This window comes from Salipiger abyssi (genome assembly GCF_017311415.1).
GTDB lineage: Bacteria > Pseudomonadota > Alphaproteobacteria > Rhodobacterales > Rhodobacteraceae > Salipiger > Salipiger abyssi_A.
Map to the genome: position 1 here is coordinate 334,351 of NZ_JAEKIS010000003.1, position 18,550 is coordinate 352,900.

The window sequence follows — 18,550 nt, forward strand, 5'->3', positions numbered from 1 at the left end:
TACTGCCGGGGCCTTGCGGGTTTCCGCCCGATTCGAAGAGTTTGTTTACACCTCTCTGATAGCGAACGTGTGAGCCGGGCGGGTTCCCGGGAGAAATAAGGAGCGCGTGTCAGCGATGAGAAGGTTTTCCATCAGGATTCAGGTTCTGGCCCTGGGAATGGTGTTCGTCATGCTGCTGCTGGTCAGCGGCGCGTTGTCCTGGAATGTGCAAAGCGGGCTGGCGCGCGATGTTCGCTACGCCTTCGACATGTTCAAGCAGAATCAGCTGATCGGGATGATACGCGAGGATCTGGAACAGGCGCGGGTCGATCTGCTGCGTATCGGCGACGGCGAGAAGGACGCGCGCGACAGCATGCTGGGCAATCTCGACGAGGTGACAGGGGATGTGGCGAGCCGGTCGCCGATCTTTATCGAAACCGAGAGCCCGCGCGCATACAAGCCGGACTTTCATGACGAATTGCAGGATATTTCCGCCACTGTAGAGGGCGTGAAGGAGGCGGCGCGCGCGCTGCCCGAGGCTGACAGCGTAACCCCCTTTCAGATGCATATCGCGCTTTTGGACCTATACGAGCGGCTCAACGAGCAGATCGGTCGCATCGACACGATGCAGGAAGGCCTGCGTGCCGAGACCAGCAAGATCGAGGCCATCGCGGAACGTTCGGTGACGGAGAGCATGACGACGCTGGCCGTGTCACTCAGTGTCGTGACCGCCGTCTCGTTTGCTCTGGTATTGGTCTTCGGACGCGTTCTGGCGCGCCCGTTCCAGACGGTGGCCGGCGTGGTCCAGCGCATCGCCGGCGCCGATTACGAAAGCGAAATCCCGGGGACCGAATATGGCGACGAGGCTGGGATCATATCACAGAACCTACAGGATCTGCGCGAGAAGCTTCTGCGCGCCGAGCAGGCGGAGAGCAAGGAGCGCCTTGCCAATGACCGCCGCGTCGCGCTTTTCGAGGCGCTGGGCAGCGCCATGGGCGCGCTGGCGCAGGGCCGTGTGAACGAAAGGCTCGACCCTTCGGAATGGCATGAGCTCGGCGCGAGTTACGAAGAAATCTGTCAGGATTTCAACGATCTGTCAGAGCAGATCGGCGACCTGATCTCGTCTCTGCGCGACTCCGCCCAGATGGTGCAGCGCAACTCCCAAGAGCTGTCGAATATGTCGACGGAGATGTCGCGCCGTTCCGAGGTACAGGCCGCGACGCTTGAGGAATCGGCCGCGGCGCTGGAACAGATGTCGGGCAGCGTCCAGGCCGCGGCGGCGCGGGCGGACGAGGCCGACAAGCGTGTCGGCGATGGCCGCCGCCGCGCCGAGGAGGGCGGCGCGGTGATGGAGCGCGCGCTCGCCGCGATGAGCTCCATCGCCGCCTCCTCGGACCAGATCACCCAGATCATCGGCGTGATCGACGATATCGCCTTCCAGACCAACCTGCTCGCGCTGAATGCGGGTGTCGAGGCGGCGCGCGCCGGCGAGAGCGGCAAGGGATTCTCCGTGGTCGCCTCCGAAGTCCGCTCGCTGGCGCAGCGGGCTTCGGAATCGGCGCGCGAGATCAAGGCGCTGGTCTCCAACAGCTCGCAGCAGGTCAAGGATGGCGGGCAGTTGGTGGAGCAGACCGGCGAAACGCTGTCGGACATCGTGCGCCATGTCACCGAGGTCTCCGACATGGTGGCCGAGATCGCCTCTGCCGCCAAGGAGCAGGCCGCCGGCTTGCAGGAGATCAATGTCGGTGTGGCCGAGCTCGACAAGGTTACCCAGCAGAACGCCGCCATGGTGGGCGAGACCAGCTCTGCCAGTCAGCAGCTCAGCGGCGAGGCCGACCGGCTTACCGCCCAGCTGAACCGTTTCATGTCTGCCGACAGCGCCGAATTGGACGAGGTTACCCCGGTCTCCGCACCGATCGAAGAGCTGGCCTTGGCGCCCGCGCCCGAGCCGGCGCCGATGAAACGGGCCGTGGGCGAAAACACCACACTCTGGGAGGATTTCTGACCGGGTTTGCGGCGCGCCCTCTCCCCGCGCAGGGGCGCTGAGGCCCTAGCCGATCACGCCGCGATTTCCACCGGTCTGGCCGCGATGCAGCAGCAGGTGATCGAGCAGTACGCAGGCCACCATCGCCTCGCCGACCGGCACCGCGCGGATGCCGACACAGGGATCGTGGCGCCCCTTGGTGACGATCTCGGTGTCCTCTCCGGACTTCGTGATCGTGTGGCGCGGCGTGAGGATCGAAGAGGTCGGTTTGACCGCGAAGCGCAACACGATCTCCTGCCCGGTTGAAATGCCGCCGAGAATGCCGCCGGCATGGTTCGAGTTGTAGACCGGCCCGTCCGGACCCATGCGGATCTCGTCGGCATTCTCCGAGCCGCGCAGCGCTGCCGCCGCCATGCCCTCGCCGATCTCCACCGCTTTCACGGCGTTGATCGACATCGCCGCCGCCGCCAGATCGGTGTCGAGCTTGCCATAGATCGGTGCGCCGAGGCCCGCCGGCACGCCGCGCGCCGTCACCTCGATCACCGCTCCGACGCTGTCGCCGGATTTGCGCAGCTCGCCAAGGTATTCGGCCCAGGTCTCCGCCGCCTCGGCATTGGGGCACCAGAACGGGTTGCGCCCAACCTCCGCCAGATCCACCCGCGCGCGGTCGATACCATGCGGCCCCATCTGCACCATGTAGCCGGTGATCTCGATCCCCGGCGCCAGCTCTGCCAGCGCCGCCCGCGCCAGCCCGCCGGCGGCGACCCGTGCTGCCGTCTCGCGCGCCGAGGAACGCCCGCCGCCGCGATAATCGCGGATGCCGTATTTCTGCCAATAGGTGATGTCCGCATGGCCGGGACGGAACTTCTCGGCGATCTCGCCGTAATCCTTCGACCGCTGATCGGTGTTCTCGATCATCAGCTGCACCGGCGTGCCGGTGGTCTGGCCCTCGAACACACCCGACAGGATGCGCACCGCGTCGGGCTCGCGCCGCTGCGTGGTGAACTTGTTCTGCCCGGGCTTGCGCTTGTCGAGCCAGCTCTGAAGCATTGCCTCGTCCACCGGCACGCCCGGCGGGCAGCCGTCGACCGTGGCCCCCAGCGCGGGGCCGTGGCTTTCGCCCCAGGTGGTGACGCGGAACAGATGGCCGAAAGTGTTCATGCTCATGCGCGGGTCTCCTTGTCCGGGTTTCTCCTAGGGCAGGGCGGGCGGTGTCTCAAGGGATTTCGCCTTGCCAGAGGCCCACGCCCCCGCTACGACTCGCCCCACCTCGGGGTGCCCGGCAGGGCTGAGATGCGCGATGCGAACCCGTTGAACCTGACCCGGTTAACACCGGCGGAGGGAAGGTGACGGCACCGCACCGAGCGATCTGCCCAGTCTTGCCCTCTCGCCGCAAGTCTGGAGGATGTCATGAAGGCCACCACGATATTTGCAGCGGGACTGTTCACGGCCGGCGCCGCGCTGGCGGAGACCCCCGTCCTGACCATCTATGCGGGCGATTACGTCGCCTCGGAATGGGGCCCCGGCCCGAAGATCGAAGAGATGTTCGAGGCGGAATGCAACTGCGATCTGCAATTCAAGCCCGGCGATCTGCTGCCCCGGCTGCTGCTGGAAGGCGACCGCACCGAGGCGGATGTGGTTTTTGGCCTCAACACCGATGTGACCAGGAAGGCGCGCGAAAGCGGGCTTTTCGCGCCGCATAATGTGGATCTCTCGCCGCTGACCCTGCCCATCGCGTGGACGGACGAGATTTTCCTGCCCTACAATTACGGCCACACCGCCTTTGTCTACAATACCGAGCGGCTGGCCGAGCCGCCCGCGAGCTTCGAGGCGCTGCTCGACGCGCCGGACGATCTCAAGATCGTCATTCAGGATCCGCGCAGCTCGATCTCGGGGCTGGCGACGGTGCTCTGGGTGCAGACGGTCTATGGCGACGGGGCCGAAGCGGCCTGGGAAAAGCTCGCGCCCAAGATCCTGACGGTGACCAAGGGCTGGTCGGAAAGCTACGGGCTCTTCACCGATGGCGAGGCGGATATGGTGATGAGCTACACCACCTCGCCCGCCTATCACATCATCGCCGAGGAGGACCGCACCAAGAAGGCGGCGATCTTCCCCGAGGGGCATTATTTCATGGTCGAGCTGGCCGCCAAGGTGGCGGGCACCGATCAGCCGGAGCTGGCGGATCAGTTCATGGCCTTCCTGCTGAGCGAGCCGTTTCAGGAGATGATCGCGACCGGCAACTGGTCGATCCCGGCGGCGCTGCCGCGCGAGAAATGGCCCGAGGGGTTCCGGGAGCTGGAGCTGCCGGAAAAGGTCCTGTTCTATTCCGAGGACGAGGCCGCCGCGCTGCGTGAGCCGGCCATCGAGGCCTGGCGCCGGGCGCTGTCGCGCTGAGCGTGGCACGCCTTTCCGCGCTGCTCGCCGCACTGGCGGTGGCGGGGCTCACCCTGGGCCCTGTCGCGGCGGTGCTGGTCCGCGCCGGCGGCTGGGGCGCGCTCGGCCCCGGCGAGGTCCAGGCGCTGCGCTTTACGCTGGTGCAGGCGCTGCTCTCGGCGGGGCTGAGCGTGGCGCTGGCAGTGCCGGTGGCGCGTGCGCTGGCACGGCGGCGCTTTCCCGGGCGCGGGGTGCTGGTGGCGCTGATGGGGGCGCCTTTCATCCTGCCGGTGATCGTGGCGGTGCTGGGGCTCATTGCGGTCTTCGGGCAGAACGGGCTGGTGAATACGGCGCTGCGCGTGCTCGGCCTGCCTGGCATCACGATCTACGGCATCCATGGCGTCGTGCTGGCGCATGTGTTCTTCAACCTGCCGCTCGCGGTGCGGCTATTGCTTCAGGGCTGGCTGGCGATTCCTGCCGAGCGCTTCCGTCTTGCCGCGTCGCTGGGGCTGCGGCCCTGGGCGCTGTTCCGGGTGCTGGAGGCGCCGATGCTGCTGCGCATCGCGCCCGGGGCCTTTGCGGTGATCTTTGTCATCTGCCTGTCGAGCTTTGCGGTGGCGCTGACGCTGGGCGGGGGGCCGCGCGCCACGACGGTGGAACTGGCGATCTATCAGGCGGTGCGCTTCGAGTTCGATCTGGGTCGCGCGGCGCTGCTCTCGGTGATCCAGCTCGGGCTGGCGCTGACGGCGGGGCTGGTGGCGCTGCGGCTGGGCGCCGGCGCGGGGTTCGGTGCCGGGCTCGACCGGGCGCTGCCGCGCTGGGACGGGCAGGGGCTGTCGGCGCGGATCACGGATGCGCTCTGGATCGGACTGGCGGCGCTGTTCCTGCTGGCGCCGCTCATGATGGTGGTGCTGCGCGGGCTTGGCGGTCTGGCGCTGCTGGGGCCGGGCACCTGGGAGGCGGCGGGGCATTCGGTGAGCGTGGCGCTGGCCTCGACGGCGCTCTGCCTGCTCTGGGCGCTGCCGCTCTCGACGCGGGGCGGCGAGCTGGTGGGGCTGGCGGGGATCGCGCTGTCGCCGCTGGTGCTGGGCACCGGGCTGTTCCTGATCCTGCGCCCCTATGTGAACCCGTTCGTGCTGGCGCTGCCGGTGACGACGCTGATCAATGCGCTGGTCTCGCTGCCCTTTGCGCTGCGCATCCTGCGCCCCGAGGCAGAGGCGGTGCGCGCCGATTACACGCGGCTGGCGCAGGCTTTGGGGCTGACGCCGCTGGCCTGGCTGCGGCTGGTGCTGCTGCCGCGCCTGCGCCGGCCTCTGGGCTTTGCCGCCGGGCTGACGGCGGCGCTGTCGATCGGCGATCTGGGGGTGATTGCGCTCTTTGCCGATCCCGACCGGGCGACGCTGCCCTTGCAGGTCTACCGGCTGATGGGGTCTTACCAGATGGAGGCGGCGGCGGGGGCCGCATTGCTCCTGCTGTGCCTGAGCTTCGGCGCGTTCTGGCTGTTCGACCGGGGAGGGCGGATCCATGCTGAGACTTGAGGATGTGGGGTTCGGTCAGGGCGCCTTTGCGCTCTCGGCGGATCTGTCGCTGGCGCCGGGAAAGCGCGTGGCGGTGATCGGGCCGTCTGGCGCGGGCAAATCCACGCTGCTCGACCTTATCGCCGGGTTCCGCAGGCCGGGGCGGGGAAGGGTGTTCTGGCAGGGGCGCGACATCACCGATGTGCCGCCCGACCGGCGCCCGGTGGCGATGCTGTTTCAGGAGAACAACCTCTTTCCGCATCTCGACCTGATGCGCAATCTCGGGCTGGCGCTGCGCCCGGATGGCGGGCGGCTGCGGGCGTCGGACGGGGCCGCGGTCGAGGCGGTGCTGGCGCGTGTCGGGCTGGAGGGGCTTGGCCGGCGCCGCCCCGGGGCGCTTTCGGGCGGGCAGCAGAGCCGCGCGGCGCTGGCGCGGGTGCTGTTGCAGCGGCGGCCGGTGCTGGCGCTGGACGAGCCCTTTGCGGCGCTGGGGCCGGCGCTCAAGACCGAGATGCTGGAACTCTTGCGCGAGGTGGCCGAGGAGCTGGGCGCGCTGGTGCTGCTGGTGACGCACGATCCGCAGGACGCGCAGCGCTTTGCCGAGGAGGTGGTTCTGGTGTCGGAGGGGGTGGCGCAGGCGCCGGTGGAGACGGGGGCGCTCTTTGCCGATCCGCCGGAGGCGCTGCGGGCCTATCTGGGCGGGTAGGCGGCGCGCTCATCAAGCCCTTGCGGGCTTTCTTCGCCTCCAAGCAAAAAGCCCCGCCGATTAGCGGGGCTTTTCGTTTCGCGGCAGGGGCCGGGTCAGCTTTCCTTGTGCTTGACCGAGCGCCAGATGCGTTTGTTGGTGAGGTAGAGCAGTACCGAGAGCACGGTGAGGAAGATCACCCCGACAAAGCCCGCATGTTTGCGCGCCATCATCTTCGGCTCGGCGGCCCACATCAGGAAGGCGGCGACGTCCTGCGCCTCGTGCTCCAGCGAGTTCGGGTGGCCGTCGGCATATTCCACGTCCTCGCCCATCAGCGGCGGCGCCATCGAGATCCAGCCGGTGGAGAAGGCGTGGTTCTCGTAGAACAGCGTGCCGGCCTCTTCCTTTTCCTCGCCGGTATAGCCGGTGAGGATCGAGGCGATGTATTCCGCGCCGCCCATGCCGTTGAAGAGCTGGCTCAGGCCGGTGCCGTAGGGGCCGTGAAAGCCCGCGCGGGCCTTGGCCATCAGCGACAGGTCGGGGGCGCCGACGGAGGTGTTCGCCGGGAAATGGTCGGTCGGACGGGCCGGGCGGAAATCGTCGAGCTCTGCGTCGAAGACCTCGAAATTCTGCTCGGCATAGGCGCGGACCTGATCCTCGGGGAGGTGCGGGCCGCCCTCATCCCCCAGCGTGCGCAGGGGGACGAACTTCATGCCGTGACAGGCCGAGCAGACCTCGGTGTAGATCTGGAGCCCGCGTTGCAGCTGCGCCTGGTCGTAGGTGCCGAAGGGCCCCTCGAAGGAGAAGCTGAAATCCTCCACATGGCCACCCTCGCCGGCGGCATAGGCGCCGCCGGTGGCCAGGCCGAGGGCCATCGCGGTCGAAAGGGCAAGTTTCTTGAACATTTTCATTTGTCCTTTCTCTGTCACTCGGCCGGGGTCGCCGCGGAGGCGCCGGTTTCCGAGGACTTGCCGTAATGGGCGTCGAAATCTTCCTCGATGGTCGCGGGCTGCGGCAGCGGCTTTTCGAACACGCCCAGCAGCGGCAGGATCACGAAGAAATAGCCGAACCAGTAGGCCGCCCCGATCAGCGAGAAGCTGGCATAGGGTTCCTCGGCCGGCATGGCGCCGAGCCACATCAGCGCGATGAAGTCGATCACCAGCAGCCAGAACCACCACTTGAACTGCGGGCGGTACTTGCCCGAGCGCACCGAGGAGGTGTCGAGCCAAGGCGCCAGGGCCATGGCGATGATGGCGCCGAACATGGCCAGCACGCCGAAGAACTTGGCGTCGACGATGCCGCCCGTGAGGAACGATGCAATCTGCACCACCCAGACCTCGGAGGTGAAGGCGCGCAGGATCGCGTAGAAGGGCAGGAAGTACCATTCCGGCACGATATGCGCGGGCGTCGAGAGCGGGTTGGCTTCGACATAGTTGTCGGGGTGGCCGAGATAGTTCGGCATGAAGCCGACGATCGCCCAGAACACCGCCAGGACAACCGCCAGGGCGAAGATGTCCTTGATCACGAAATACGGCCAGAAGGGCAGGGTGTCCTTCTCGGCTTCCGCCTTGGAGGTGCGACGCACTTCGACACCGGTGGGGTTGTTGTTGCCCGTGGTGTGGAAGGCCCAGATATGCACGGCCACGAGGGCTGCGATCACGAAGGGCAGCAGGTAGTGCAGCGAGAAGAAGCGGTTCAGCGTGGCGTTGTCCACCGCCGGTCCGCCCAGCAGCCAGGTCTGGATCGGCTCGCCGATGAAGGGGATCGCGCCGAAGAGGCCGGTGATCACCGTGGCGCCCCAGAACGACATCTGGCCCCAGGGCAGCACGTAGCCCATGAAGGCGGTGCCCATCATGCACAGGTAGATCAGCATGCCGATGATCCAGGTCACCTCGCGCGGGGCTTTGTAGGAGCCGTAATAGAGGCCGCGGAAGAGGTGCAGGTAGACCGCAACGAAGAACAGCGAGGCGCCGTTGGCGTGCAGGTAGCGCAGCATGAAGCCGCCGTTCACGTCGCGCATGATGTGCTCGACCGAGGCGAAGGCCTGGTCCACATGCGGCGTGTAATGCATCACCAGCACGATGCCGGTGGCGATTTGCAGCGCCAGGCAGAAGGTGAGCACGATGCCCCAGATCCACATCCAGTTCAGGTTCTTGGGCGTGGGGATCATGATGGTGTCATAGAGAAGACCGACGATCGGCAGGCGCTTGTGCAGCCAGGTCTCGGGCGCGGTCTTGGGTTCGTAATGGTCGTGCGGAATACCGGCCATGTGTGCGTTCCTTATCCCAGCAGGATCGTGGTTTCTTCGACGAATTCCGCGGCGGGAACCGGAAGGTTCTGCGGAGCGGGGCCTTTGCGGATGCGGCCGGCCGTATCGTAATGCGAGCCGTGGCAGGGGCAGAACCAGCCGCCGACGCCGCCGGCGGTGAACTCGCCAGCATTGCCGAGGGGAACGCAGCCCAGATGGGTGCAGACGCCCATCATCACCAGCCATTCGCCGGCTTCGTCCAGCGAGCGGTTCTGGTCTTCGGCATCGGCGGCGGCATCGACATTGGCGTTGCGCGCCACCGGATCGACCAGCTGGTCCATCGTGACTTCGCGGGCGTTCTCGATCTCGGCTTCGGTGCGGCGGCGGATAAAGACCGGCTTGCCGAGCCACTTCACGGTGAGCTGCGTGCCGGTCGAAACGCCGGAGACGTCAACGCGGATGGTGCTGAGCGCGCGGACATCCGCCGAGGGGTTCATTTGGTTTACCAGCGGCCAGACGGCTGCGCCGGCGGTGACGACGCCGGCACCGGCGGTGGCGTAGTAGAGGAAATCCCTCCGGGTGCCTTCGTGATCTTCTGCTTGTGTCACGGGGTGTACTCCATTCCTCGGGGCCGTTGAGGGGGCCGATGGCAATAAAAAAGCCGCGGCCCGGCACGGCGTTTCCGTTCGGGTATTTAGCGGTCTGTCATCTGCCCGTAAAGCAATCAAAAGCGGCGCTAGCGCAAGAAGTGCGGATCTGTCGCAATTGAAACCCGCCTAGCGGAGTGCTTATGTGCACGAAAAGCCCTCAAGGCGCTTGGAGCGACCCTATGAAAACACTGATTCTCTCAGCGACCGTTTCGGTCGCAACACTGGCTGCGTCGCAGGTGGCGGCGCAGGATTTCGAAATCTCGGTCTATACCGGCTGGCAGACTGCGCCGCATAGCCGCGTCTCCGGCGACTATCCCGGTACCGGCGCCGATTACGATGCGCTGATCGGCTGGGAGGGCAAGAGTTTCGAAATGCCGCCCTATTACGGTATCCGGGGCACCTGGTGGCGGACCGAGACCTTCGGCCTGGCGGTGGAGATGACTCACTCGAAGGTTTATGCGCCCGATGACGAGCGCAAGAAGCTCGGCTTCGACCGGATGGAATTCACCGACGGCCACAATATCCTGACGGTGAACGCGATGAAGCGCTGGCCGGACCAGTGGGGCAGTGCGACGCCCTATGTCGGCGCGGGCCTCGGCATCGCGGTGCCGCATGTGGACGTCGAGACCACGTCGGGCGACAAGACTTATGGCTACCAGCTGACCGGCCCGGCGGCGAAGCTTCTGGCGGGGATCAGCTATCCGGTCAGCGACCGCTTCTCGGTCTTTGGCGAATACCAGTTTACCTATTCCAGCAACGAGGCCGATCTCGATGGCGGCGGCTCGCTGGAGACCGACATCAAGACCAATGCGCTGAATTTCGGTATTTCGATGAAGTTCTGAAGGACGGCAGACGGTGCGGGAAAAGAGCGTCCGCCCGGCGGGCGCTCTTTTTTATGTCTGGTGGATGGGGGTGGTGGGCAGATTGCCCACCCTACCGCGATTGGCCGTTTGGGGGGTGACGGTGGGTTGAAAACCCACCCTACGAACATCGCACCACAGGATTGGTTTTCAGTCCGCCAATCCGCCCGCGGAGCCATGGGCCGGGCCGGTATTCCGCCCGTCACCGCTCAGCGCTTCTTGACGAACTCGGTGCGCAGCACCAGCCCCTTGATCGTGTCGTGCCGGCAATCGACCTCTTCGGGATTGTCCGTGAGCCGGATCGAGCGGATCACCGTGCCCTGTTTCAGCGTCTGGCCCGCGCCCTTGACCTTGAGATCCTTGGTCAGCACCACGGAATCGCCGTCGGCCAGCAGGTTGCCCGCCGCGTCGCGCACCTCGACATTCTGCTCTGCCGCGATCTCCGAGGCCGGGCGCCATTCGCCGCTGGCCTCGTCATAGACCCAGTCTTCGTCCTGATCGGCCATGACGGCCTCCTTTTGGTTTGCGCCGCTGTCAGTCGTCCGTCTTCGCTCGCCGCCGGCGCGGCAGCATCACGATCACCGTGGCCACATAGGCCAGGCAGAAGAGCACCAGCGTGATCCAGGCATAGGTCACGGCGGCGGCCAGGGCAAAGGCCACGGCGACGAGGAAAAACTTGGCGTTCTTGCGCGGGATGCGGGTGGTCTTGAACGACCAGGTGGGGATGCGGCTGATCATCGACAGGCCGATCGCCGCCATCCACAGCGCCAGCACCATATCCGGCAGGAACGGCCCCGAGGCGAAGGCAAAGCTGAGGAACATCGGCAGCATCACCAGCAGCGCGCCGGCGGGCGAGGGCACGCCGGTGAAATAGGCGTTGTCATGCGCCTTGTCCTCGGATTTGCGCTGCACGTTGAACCGCGCCAGGCGCACCACCGCGCAGACCGCAAAGGTCAGCACCGCCAGCCAGCCAAAGCTGCGGCTGTCCTCCAGCGCCCAGGTGTAGAGCAGAAAGCCCGGCGCCACGCCGAAATTCAGGAAATCCGCGAGGCTGTCGAGCTCAGCCCCCATGCCGCTTTCCGATTTCAGCGCGCGGGCGAGCCTTCCGTCCATGCCGTCGAGCACCGCCGCCAGCAGGATGAGCTGCACCGCGTATTCGTAGGAGCCCTGAAGCCCCAGCCGGATCGCGGTCATCCCGGCGCAGATCGCGATCACCGTCAGCATATTGGGTAAGAGCTGGATGAGCGTCAGTTTCTCCGCGCCGCGATCCGGTTTCGGCTCATCCGCCATGGCCGTCACCTTCCGTCAGATCGGCGATCACCGTCTCGCCGGCGACCATGGTCTGCCCCAGCGCCACCTGCGGCGCCACTCCGCGCGGCAGGTAGACATCGAGCCGCGAGCCGAAGCGGATGAGGCCGAAGCGCTCGCCCCGGTCGAGCCAGTCGCCTTCCTTCTTCCACCACATGATGCGGCGCGCCACGAGGCCCGCGATCTGCACCACGGCGATCTCGCGCCCGTCCTGCATGCGGATGCGCAGCGCGTTGCGTTCGTTGTCCTCCGACGCCTTGTCGAGCGAGGCGTTGAGGAACTTGCCGGGGCGATAGGCGAGGCGGATCAGCTCGCCGGCGACGGGCGCGCGGTTCACATGGCAGTTGAAGACCGACATGAAGACCGAGACCCGGGTCAGCGGCTCGGGCCCCATGCCGAGCTCGGCCGGCGGCACGGCGGGTTCGATCAGCGAGACCACCCCGTCGGCGGGGCTGACGACAAGGCCCGGGCGGTTGGGGGTGACGCGCTCGGGGTCGCGGAAGAAATAATAGCACCAGATCGTGAGCCCGGTGCCGATCCAGCCCAGCGGTTCCCAGATCAGGAACAGCGCCAGCGTGGCCACGGCGAAGGCGCCGACGAATTTGCGCCCTTCGGGGTGCATCGGTTTGAGGAAGGTGTCGCGCATCCGCATGGGCGGCGTCCTTTTTCATTGGAGCGGGTGGCCGGGGCTTACAGGCGCAAGGCCCTGTCTTGCAAGCCCCGCCGGCTCAGGCCTTGGGCGCGGTGGCCAGCATCGCGGGGCGCTCGGCAAAGCCTGCGTACCAGCCGGCCAGCGCGTCGCGCCCGGTGCGCCACTGGCGCGCGTCGTGGCGGAAGTCGAGATAGCCGAGCGCGCAGCCGATGGCGATATGACCCATATCCATGCGACCGTTCAGGTGGCTCATCCAGCGGGTGTTGAGTGCGTCGAGGGCGCGGGAGACCTTGGTCCATTGGCCTTCGATCCACTCCATCGAGACCTTTTCCGTCGGGCGGAAACGCTCTTCATAGATGATGAGCACGGCAGCATCGAGTATGCCGTCGGCGGTGGCCTCCAGCGTCAGCGTGTCCCAGACGCGGCTTTCGGGATAGAGCCCGGCCTCGGCGCGGTGATCGAGATAGCGGCAGATGACGCGGCTGTCATAGAGCGCCGGCGCGTCGGAGCGGATCAGTGCCGGGATCTTGCCGGTCGGATTGGCCGCGGCGACAGCCGGGTGCGGTGCGAGCGGCGTGTTGTGCACGTCGATGGTCTCGACCTCGCCGATCTGGCCGGTTTCGTGCAGCGTGACGAGCACCTTGCGGACAAAGGGGGAGGCCGCGGATGTCAGGAGTTTCATGGCACCTGTCCTTTCAATTCGGCGCCAACCTAGGCGCGGCGGCAGAGGTCGGCAAATCTTTTCGAAAAGATTTGCAACGCCCTTGGAAGGGCGTTGTCCGCCTCAGCCTGCCTTGGGGTGCGTGGCCTCGTAGACCTTCATCAGATGCACCGTGTCGACCGAGGTATAGGCCTGGGTCGTCGACAGCGAGGCATGGCCCAGAAGCTCCTGAATCGCCCGCAGATCGCCGCCCGCCGCCAGCAGATGGGTGGCAAAGCTGTGGCGCATCGCATGCGGCGTGGCGGTGGCGGGCAGGCCGAGCTGCATTCGCGCCTTCTCGGTTACTTTCTGGATGAGGCGCGGGTTCAGCGCGCCGCCGCGCTTGCCGCGAAAGAGCGGCGCGTCGGGCGCCATCTCGTAGGGGCAGAGCTGGAGATAGGTCGCGACGGCCGCGCGCGCCACCGGCAGTACCGGCACGATGCGCTCCTTGCCGCCCTTGCCGACGATGCGCAGCGTCTCGCCCATGGGCCAGTCGCGCCCCATGAGCCCCAGCGCCTCGGAGATCCGCAGCCCGCAGCCATAGAGCAGCGTCACCACCGCCGCGTCCCGGGCGCCGATCCAGCCGTCGGTGGCCTGCATGCTCACGCTGTCGATCATCGCACGGGCGGCATCCTCGGCCAGAGGGCGGGGCAGTTTCTTCTGGAACTTGGGCGCGCGGGCGGAAAGCACGGCGGTGGGCTCGAACCCCTCGCGCTCGGCCAGCCAGCGGTAGAAACTCTTCACCGCCGAGAGCTTGCGTGCCATCGAGCGCGGCGCGGCGCCGCCACCGCGCAGATGCGCCATGAAGGCGCGCATATCCGAGGTGGTCACCCGCGCCAGCGGCGCCAGCCCCTGCGGCTCGGCGTGATGCGCGGTGAGAAAGGCGATGAACTCCGCCACATCGGCGCGATAGGCGGTGACGGTGTTCTCGGCAGCGCCCTTCAGCGCCCGCGCGGCAGCGATCCAGCCCTCCAGCGCATCGCGCGCGGCGGGCGAGATCTCAAGGCTCACGACAGCCAGCGCCGCATGGCGCGCTCGAACACCCCGGCGAAGAAGGCCAGAAGGTCGGTGCCCTGCTGCGGCGTGAACATATGCGGATCCTCCGAGCCCATGACCAGCAGGCCGGGCAGGCGACCGGCGCCGAAATCGAGCTTCAGGCAGGCCTCCGAGCGCATCCAGCCGGCCTTGTCGCCATAGATCCGCGCGTCGCCCTCATGCAGCTGGCGCAGCGTGACCTGGCGCTGCGGCGCGCCGCTGCCGCCCGAGAGATATTCCTCGATAAAGCCGGGCTCGGCCACCGAGAGCACATCGCCCAGCCTCCGGATCGCCGGGTCGCTGTCGTTCTGCGCCGATTCCAGCACCAGTCGCACCATGTCGACGCGCAGGATATCGGCCACTTCGCCGCCGAGATCGTGCAGGAAGGGCTCGAAGGCAATTGGATCGAGCATGCGCAGGATGGCGCGGTGGATCTGGTTGGTGCCGGCGAGGTTCTCGTAGGCGGCGGCGATGACGCTGCGGTGGGTGTCCTCCAGCCGGTCGAGCCGCGATTCCAGCCGCTCCATCGCGATGCCGCGCAGATCGACGATATTGCCGCCCATCGACCGCTCGTTCGCGGCAATGAGCGCCTGCATCAGGTCGCGGTCGTCAAGGATCATGTCGGGGCGCGAGATGATTTCCTCGCGCAGGGTATCGGTGATCGTCTCAGGTGTGCTGCTCATGCCTGTCTCGTCTGTTCTTTTGCGCGATCCTAGCAGGTCGCGGGCGCGAATGCGCCGGTTTTTTCGGTTTGCCGGCCTGTTTCGCCGGGCTGTTGCGCTTGTGTCAAGCGAGCCGCCGGCGCGCGGCGGAAAGGCGCGGATTTCCCGCATCTTTGGAAAGGTTTGGCGGAACCGGCGTTCCGTGCCAGAGTGTTTGCGGGAACGGAGGAGAGCCATGCCAGAGATCACCAGCCCGAGCGCCTGTCAGACCGTCATCACCACATTCGAGACCACGCCCGGCACCTGCCAGGATCTGCTCGATGCTTTGCACGACGCCTATGAGGGCTTTATCTCGAAACAGCCCGGCTTCATCGCGGCGGGGCTGCATGTGAACGATGCGCAGACGCGCATCGCCAATTATTCGCAATGGACCCGGCGCGAGGATTTCCAGGCGATGTTGCGCAGCGACGAGATGCGCAAACGCAACCGCGAGATCAACGGGCTGTGCCGCAGCTTTGAGCCGGTGATGTACGATGTTGAGGCGGTATTCGGGTAGAGCCGCACCGCATGTCGGGTGGGCAATCCTGCCCACCACTCCTGTCTGAGCCTTACGCGGCCAGCGCCCGAAGCGCCTTGCGCCGCTCGGTGACTTCGAGCCGGTAGCCAGAGCCGCGCACCGTGTCGATCCGCAGCGCCTCGGCGACGCCGTTCAGGTGGGTGCGCAGGTTGCACATATAGACGTCGAAGACCCGGGGCGCCGGCTCGTTCTCGAACCCGTAGACATGGTTGAGCAGCGCCTCGCGCGAGGCCAGCCGGCCGGAACGCAGCGCGAGGAATTCGAGGATCTCGTAAAGCTTTGGCGAGAGCGACAGCGTCACCGTGCCCATATGCACGCGCCGCGCTTCCAGATCGAGGCTGAGCGGGCCGCATTCCAGCAGCGGCTGCGCGATGCCATGTGCGCGGCGTGCCACCGAGGCGAGCCGGGCTACCATCTCGGGTAGTGGCGTGGCCTCGTCGATCACCATATCGGCGCCGGAGGTCAGCCAGGCGGCGATTTGTTCGGGGCGGGGTTTGCGCGCGACAATGCAGATGGGGGTGGCGGGCTGAAGCTCGCGCAGGCGGCTCAACGCGCTGTGCCGTTGCAGCAGGCCGGCGTCGATCACCGTCAGATCCTGTGCGCCGGTGCTATGATAATCCTCGATCTCCTCGCCGCTTTCGCAGCGGGTTCTCAGGGTGCCGCTGTCGGCCACGGCCTTCGACAGGCTCACCAGTTTCCAGCTCGTTTCCGCAATCAGATAGCGCATGGGCTCGCTCCTCGCTTTTGTTGTTCCGGTATGGTTCGGGACGGGGCGCGGCCGGGAGGGCCGCCTTGCCATGGCATCCGCAGGGGCTGTTGCGTCGGGAGGTTTGTCCGATCGCGTCCTGGGCGGATGCGGCGCGTTCTGCGGCCTGAAGACGAAATTAATCTCGGATTGTGCCCGAATTGTGATGGGAAACGGGCCCGCGCCGGGTGATTTGAATCAAAGCGAGACCCGTTCGGATAGGACAGATTGCCGAAAGGAGAGGAAAGGAGGCCGCCTATGTACAAGAAAATACTGGTGCCCATCGCATTCGACAGCGACGCCAAGGCGGAGGCGGCCGTGGCCGTTGCCCGCGAACTGGCGGATGACGACGCGACCATCACCCTGCTGCATGTGATGGAGCATATCCCCGGTTACGCGATCAGCTACATGCCGCCGGATTATCTGGCGCAGTCGCGCGCTGCCGTGCAATCGGAGCTTGAGGCCATGGCCTCCAAACTGGGCCATGCCACGGGCATCGTGGTCGAAGGCCATTCCGGCCGGACGATTCTCGATTACGCCGAGGATAACGGCACCGACCTGATCGTCATCGCCTCGCATCGCCCGGGGATGGGCGACCTGCTCATGGGCTCGACCGCCACGCAGGTGGTGCGCCACGCCAAATGCGCGGTGCATGTGCTGAGATGAAAAGACCGCCGGGCGGCGCGTCAGCGCGTCGCCTGCCGTTGCATTCGCTTGCGGGCAAAGACCTCCTGCCGCGGCAGCCAGGGGTATTTCTTATCCTCCAGCACCGGCCCCCAGTAGAGCTTGCCGCCATTGCGCCAGGGGTCGAGCACGATCCCCTCATACATGCCGTCGTCCGGAGCGCTGACGATGACGGTGCTGTGTTCGATGCGCAGCGCGCTCTCGGAATTGGCGATGGCGCGGTGCAGCTTCAGTGTCGTAAAGCCCTCCTGCCGCAGCCGCGCCTCCAGATCGTCGGCCCATTGATAGCAGAGCCCGCGCGGCTTCAGCCCCTGGTTCACCTTGATATTGTGAATATAGGGCGCGTCCTCGATCTCGTAGGCCTGCGCCAGCCGCAGCGGGTATTCCAGCGACACGCGCGCGGCGCGGCTGGCCTCTTCCGGGGCGATCTCCGGGCCGAGCGCGCGGATCTCCTGCGCCAGCGCGGCGATCTCGGCCTCGCTGGGCGGTTGCAGCTCATGCGCCGGGGTGCCGGCGCAGCCGCCGACGGCCAGCGTGGCGACAAGCAGGAGGAGGGCTGCGAAAAATCTCGGAAGGGTCACGGGCGGTTACGCTCTGTTTCGGTCGCTTGCCGGACTTTCGGCAAAGCGGCGGGGGATGGCAAGCCCGCGTTCGGCCCCGCTCGCGCCGCCGTGAGCGGCGGGGCGCGATTGCGCCGCCGCGCCGGCTGGGCTATCCCGGTGCGGACCTGTCACCACCCGAGAGAGGCCCCATGCCCCGACTGATCCCTGCGCTCGGCCTTGTTCTGGGCCTCGCCGCCTGCGCCAACGGCCAGACCAATCTGCAAGAGCCCGTCGAACCGCTGGGGAATTTCAAGCTCGGCCATGCCGAGGTGGTGGCGCCGAATATCGTCAAGGGGCCGGTCTCGCGCGAGGCCAGCGCCGAGGAATGGATCGCCGAGGTCGACAAGGCGCTGGAAGAGCGCTTTCGCCGGCAGGAGGGGGACAAGTATTATCATCTGGGCGTGAGCGTCGAAGGTTATGTGCTGGCGCAGCCGGGCATCCCGCTGGTCTTCAGCCCGAAATCGGCGCTGATCGTGCGGGTCACGGTCTGGGACGACGCGGCGGGCAAGAAACTCAACGAAGAGCCCGAACAGATCACCGCGCTGGAAAGTTTTTCCGCCGAGACCGTGGTGGGCTCGGGCGTGACCCAGTCCAAGGCGGAGCAGATGCGCAACCTCTCGGCCAATGTGGCGTTGCAGATCGAGAAATGGATGCGCCGCATGCAGAAGGAAGAAGGCTGGTTCGGCGGGCTCGACGCCAACCCGCCTGCCGTCGCGGAAGCCACCGGAGAGCCGTCCGCGGAAGATGCGGAAGCGGATTCGCCTGAGCCGCCGGAGACCGAAGAGGCGGCGTGACCCGGGTGCCCTGTCCCGTGCCGGGGATTCGGGCGGCAATACGGCAATAAGCCCATATCATCAGGGTTTTGCCTTTCTTTGCCCGCCGCTGTTGTCCGGTGGGATCGCCGCGCCTGTTCTCGCGCCGTCAGGCGCATCAATCGCTTGATTTTCCCGTTGCAAGACACTAAACGGCCCGCGATGCGAAACCGGGTCAGTTGGGGCCCCTGAAAAGGCGAGGCGTCTTTACAAGATGGCAAAGGAAAAGTTTGAGCGCGGCAAACCGCACTGCAACATCGGCACGATCGGTCACGTTGACCACGGCAAGACGACGCTGACGGCGGCGATCACGAAGTATTTCGGTGACTTCCGCGCCTACGACCAGATCGACGGCGCGCCGGAAGAGAAAGCCCGCGGCATCACGATCTCGACCGCTCACGTCGAGTACGAGACCGAGAACCGTCACTACGCCCACGTCGACTGCCCCGGCCACGCCGACTATGTGAAGAACATGAT

At 66.4% G+C, this 18,550-nt stretch carries 21 protein-coding genes and 1 riboswitch; of the genes, 9 read left to right on the top strand and 12 right to left on the bottom strand.

What is annotated here, in order from left to right:
- Positions 1-115: 115 nt before the first annotated feature.
- On the top strand, positions 116-1,984 hold the full coding sequence (locus tag I6N89_RS06740) for a methyl-accepting chemotaxis protein (RefSeq protein ID WP_207017477.1): 1,869 nt from the start codon (positions 116-118) through the stop codon (positions 1,982-1,984).
- Positions 1,985-2,029: 45 nt separating this feature from the next.
- Here the strand turns inward: I6N89_RS06740 and aroC are convergent, their stop codons facing one another.
- Complete coding sequence (aroC, locus tag I6N89_RS06745; RefSeq protein ID WP_207017478.1) at positions 2,030-3,130, bottom strand: chorismate synthase; 1,101 nt, start codon at positions 3,128-3,130, stop codon at positions 2,030-2,032.
- A gap of 94 nt (positions 3,131-3,224) precedes the next feature.
- Positions 3,225-3,324: riboswitch (TPP riboswitch) on the top strand.
- Between the two features lie 49 nt (positions 3,325-3,373).
- On the opposite strand from aroC, the gene I6N89_RS06750 reads away from it, so the two are divergent.
- The 3 genes from I6N89_RS06750 to I6N89_RS06760 are packed head-to-tail and all read left to right on the top strand — an operon-like array spanning position 3,374 to position 6,559.
- Positions 3,374-4,357, top strand: a complete 984-nt coding sequence (locus I6N89_RS06750; RefSeq protein ID WP_207017479.1) for a thiamine ABC transporter substrate-binding protein — start codon at positions 3,374-3,376, stop codon at positions 4,355-4,357.
- Entirely contained in the window at positions 4,333-5,874 is a 1,542-nt protein-coding gene (locus I6N89_RS06755) for a thiamine/thiamine pyrophosphate ABC transporter permease ThiP (protein ID WP_207017511.1), read from the top strand. The genes I6N89_RS06750 and I6N89_RS06755 overlap by 25 nt, the downstream gene beginning before the upstream one ends.
- On the top strand, positions 5,861-6,559 hold the full coding sequence (locus tag I6N89_RS06760; RefSeq protein WP_207017480.1) for an ATP-binding cassette domain-containing protein: 699 nt from the start codon (positions 5,861-5,863) through the stop codon (positions 6,557-6,559). The genes I6N89_RS06755 and I6N89_RS06760 overlap by 14 nt, the downstream gene beginning before the upstream one ends.
- A 95-nt stretch (positions 6,560-6,654) precedes the next feature.
- Here the strand turns inward: I6N89_RS06760 and I6N89_RS06765 are convergent, their stop codons facing one another.
- Genes I6N89_RS06765 through petA form a run of 3 tightly spaced genes read right to left on the bottom strand, consistent with a single transcriptional unit; the run spans position 6,655 to position 9,394 of the window.
- Positions 6,655-7,443, bottom strand: a complete 789-nt coding sequence (locus tag I6N89_RS06765; protein ID WP_207017481.1) for a cytochrome c1 — start codon at positions 7,441-7,443, stop codon at positions 6,655-6,657.
- A gap of 20 nt (positions 7,444-7,463) precedes the next feature.
- A complete protein-coding gene (gene petB, locus I6N89_RS06770) occupies positions 7,464-8,807 on the bottom strand; it encodes a cytochrome b (RefSeq protein WP_207017482.1) in 1,344 nt (447 codons plus the stop codon).
- Between the two features lie 11 nt (positions 8,808-8,818).
- A complete protein-coding gene (gene petA / locus I6N89_RS06775) occupies positions 8,819-9,394 on the bottom strand; it encodes a ubiquinol-cytochrome c reductase iron-sulfur subunit (protein ID WP_207017483.1) in 576 nt (191 codons plus the stop codon).
- A 221-nt stretch (positions 9,395-9,615) separates the two neighbouring features.
- Here petA and I6N89_RS06780 point away from each other — a divergent pair, with 221 nt between their 5' ends.
- A complete protein-coding gene (locus I6N89_RS06780) occupies positions 9,616-10,278 on the top strand; it encodes an outer membrane beta-barrel protein (RefSeq protein ID WP_207017484.1) in 663 nt (220 codons plus the stop codon).
- A 227-nt stretch (positions 10,279-10,505) separates the two neighbouring features.
- Here the strand turns inward: I6N89_RS06780 and I6N89_RS06785 are convergent, their stop codons facing one another.
- The 6 genes from I6N89_RS06785 to I6N89_RS06810 form a co-directional block, all read right to left on the bottom strand.
- Complete coding sequence (locus tag I6N89_RS06785; protein WP_207017485.1) at positions 10,506-10,802, bottom strand: alkylphosphonate utilization protein; 297 nt, start codon at positions 10,800-10,802, stop codon at positions 10,506-10,508.
- 28 nt (positions 10,803-10,830) lie between these two features.
- Positions 10,831-11,586, bottom strand: coding sequence for a CDP-diacylglycerol--serine O-phosphatidyltransferase (pssA, locus tag I6N89_RS06790; RefSeq protein WP_207017486.1), 756 nt, complete (start codon positions 11,584-11,586; stop codon positions 10,831-10,833).
- Complete coding sequence (locus I6N89_RS06795; protein ID WP_207017487.1) at positions 11,576-12,256, bottom strand: phosphatidylserine decarboxylase; 681 nt, start codon at positions 12,254-12,256, stop codon at positions 11,576-11,578. Before I6N89_RS06795 ends, pssA begins: the two co-directional genes overlap by 11 nt.
- Positions 12,257-12,332: 76 nt before the next feature.
- Positions 12,333-12,938: a glutathione S-transferase gene (locus I6N89_RS06800; protein WP_207017488.1), complete on the bottom strand. Its 606-nt coding sequence runs from the start codon at positions 12,936-12,938 to the stop codon at positions 12,333-12,335.
- 102 nt (positions 12,939-13,040) lie between these two features.
- Positions 13,041-13,967 (bottom strand): tyrosine recombinase XerC, encoded by a 927-nt coding sequence (locus I6N89_RS06805; protein ID WP_207017489.1) that lies wholly within the window; start codon positions 13,965-13,967, stop codon positions 13,041-13,043.
- Positions 13,964-14,674, bottom strand: coding sequence for a DUF484 family protein (locus I6N89_RS06810; protein WP_076696809.1), 711 nt, complete (start codon positions 14,672-14,674; stop codon positions 13,964-13,966). Before I6N89_RS06810 ends, I6N89_RS06805 begins: the two co-directional genes overlap by 4 nt.
- A 214-nt stretch (positions 14,675-14,888) precedes the next feature.
- On the opposite strand from I6N89_RS06810, the gene I6N89_RS06815 reads away from it, so the two are divergent.
- Positions 14,889-15,209 (top strand): antibiotic biosynthesis monooxygenase family protein, encoded by a 321-nt coding sequence (locus tag I6N89_RS06815; RefSeq protein ID WP_207017490.1) that lies wholly within the window; start codon positions 14,889-14,891, stop codon positions 15,207-15,209.
- 52 nt (positions 15,210-15,261) lie between these two features.
- Here I6N89_RS06815 and I6N89_RS06820 read toward each other — a convergent pair whose 3' ends face one another.
- Complete coding sequence (locus I6N89_RS06820; RefSeq protein WP_207017491.1) at positions 15,262-15,957, bottom strand: response regulator transcription factor; 696 nt, start codon at positions 15,955-15,957, stop codon at positions 15,262-15,264.
- Positions 15,958-16,233: 276 nt separating this feature from the next.
- Between I6N89_RS06820 and I6N89_RS06825 the strand changes: the two genes are divergently transcribed.
- Entirely contained in the window at positions 16,234-16,641 is a 408-nt protein-coding gene (locus tag I6N89_RS06825) for a universal stress protein (RefSeq protein ID WP_207017492.1), read from the top strand.
- A gap of 20 nt (positions 16,642-16,661) precedes the next feature.
- On the opposite strand, the gene I6N89_RS06830 is transcribed toward I6N89_RS06825, so the two are convergent.
- Positions 16,662-17,240, bottom strand: coding sequence for a hypothetical protein (locus I6N89_RS06830; protein WP_207017493.1), 579 nt, complete (start codon positions 17,238-17,240; stop codon positions 16,662-16,664).
- A gap of 170 nt (positions 17,241-17,410) precedes the next feature.
- Here I6N89_RS06830 and I6N89_RS06835 point away from each other — a divergent pair, with 170 nt between their 5' ends.
- On the top strand, positions 17,411-18,055 hold the full coding sequence (locus tag I6N89_RS06835) for a hypothetical protein (RefSeq protein WP_207017494.1): 645 nt from the start codon (positions 17,411-17,413) through the stop codon (positions 18,053-18,055).
- A 232-nt stretch (positions 18,056-18,287) separates the two neighbouring features.
- The coding region (locus tag I6N89_RS06840) for a GTP-binding protein (protein WP_207017495.1) at positions 18,288-18,550 on the top strand (263 nt) is incomplete at its 3' end.

Excerpts from the sequence above, each read along its gene's own strand:
- I6N89_RS06740 (WP_207017477.1), top strand. The coding sequence starts at position 116 with ATGAGAAGGTTTTCCATCAGGATTCAGGTTCTGGCCCTGGGAATGGTG.
- aroC (WP_207017478.1), bottom strand. The coding sequence starts at position 3,130 with ATGAGCATGAACACTTTCGGCCATCTGTTCCGCGTCACCACCTGGGGC.
- I6N89_RS06750 (WP_207017479.1), top strand. The coding sequence starts at position 3,374 with ATGAAGGCCACCACGATATTTGCAGCGGGACTGTTCACGGCCGGCGCC.
- I6N89_RS06760 (WP_207017480.1), top strand. The coding sequence starts at position 5,861 with ATGCTGAGACTTGAGGATGTGGGGTTCGGTCAGGGCGCCTTTGCGCTC.
- I6N89_RS06765 (WP_207017481.1), bottom strand. The coding sequence starts at position 7,443 with ATGTTCAAGAAACTTGCCCTTTCGACCGCGATGGCCCTCGGCCTGGCC.
- petB (WP_207017482.1), bottom strand. The coding sequence starts at position 8,807 with ATGGCCGGTATTCCGCACGACCATTACGAACCCAAGACCGCGCCCGAG.
- I6N89_RS06780 (WP_207017484.1), top strand. The coding sequence starts at position 9,616 with ATGAAAACACTGATTCTCTCAGCGACCGTTTCGGTCGCAACACTGGCT.
- I6N89_RS06785 (WP_207017485.1), bottom strand. The coding sequence starts at position 10,802 with ATGGCCGATCAGGACGAAGACTGGGTCTATGACGAGGCCAGCGGCGAA.
- pssA (WP_207017486.1), bottom strand. The coding sequence starts at position 11,586 with ATGGCGGATGAGCCGAAACCGGATCGCGGCGCGGAGAAACTGACGCTC.
- I6N89_RS06795 (WP_207017487.1), bottom strand. The coding sequence starts at position 12,256 with ATGCGGATGCGCGACACCTTCCTCAAACCGATGCACCCCGAAGGGCGC.
- I6N89_RS06800 (WP_207017488.1), bottom strand. The coding sequence starts at position 12,938 with ATGAAACTCCTGACATCCGCGGCCTCCCCCTTTGTCCGCAAGGTGCTC.
- I6N89_RS06810 (WP_076696809.1), bottom strand. The coding sequence starts at position 14,674 with ATGAGCAGCACACCTGAGACGATCACCGATACCCTGCGCGAGGAAATC.
- I6N89_RS06815 (WP_207017490.1), top strand. The coding sequence starts at position 14,889 with ATGCCAGAGATCACCAGCCCGAGCGCCTGTCAGACCGTCATCACCACA.
- I6N89_RS06820 (WP_207017491.1), bottom strand. The coding sequence starts at position 15,957 with ATGCGCTATCTGATTGCGGAAACGAGCTGGAAACTGGTGAGCCTGTCG.
- I6N89_RS06825 (WP_207017492.1), top strand. The coding sequence starts at position 16,234 with ATGTACAAGAAAATACTGGTGCCCATCGCATTCGACAGCGACGCCAAG.
- I6N89_RS06835 (WP_207017494.1), top strand. The coding sequence starts at position 17,411 with ATGCCCCGACTGATCCCTGCGCTCGGCCTTGTTCTGGGCCTCGCCGCC.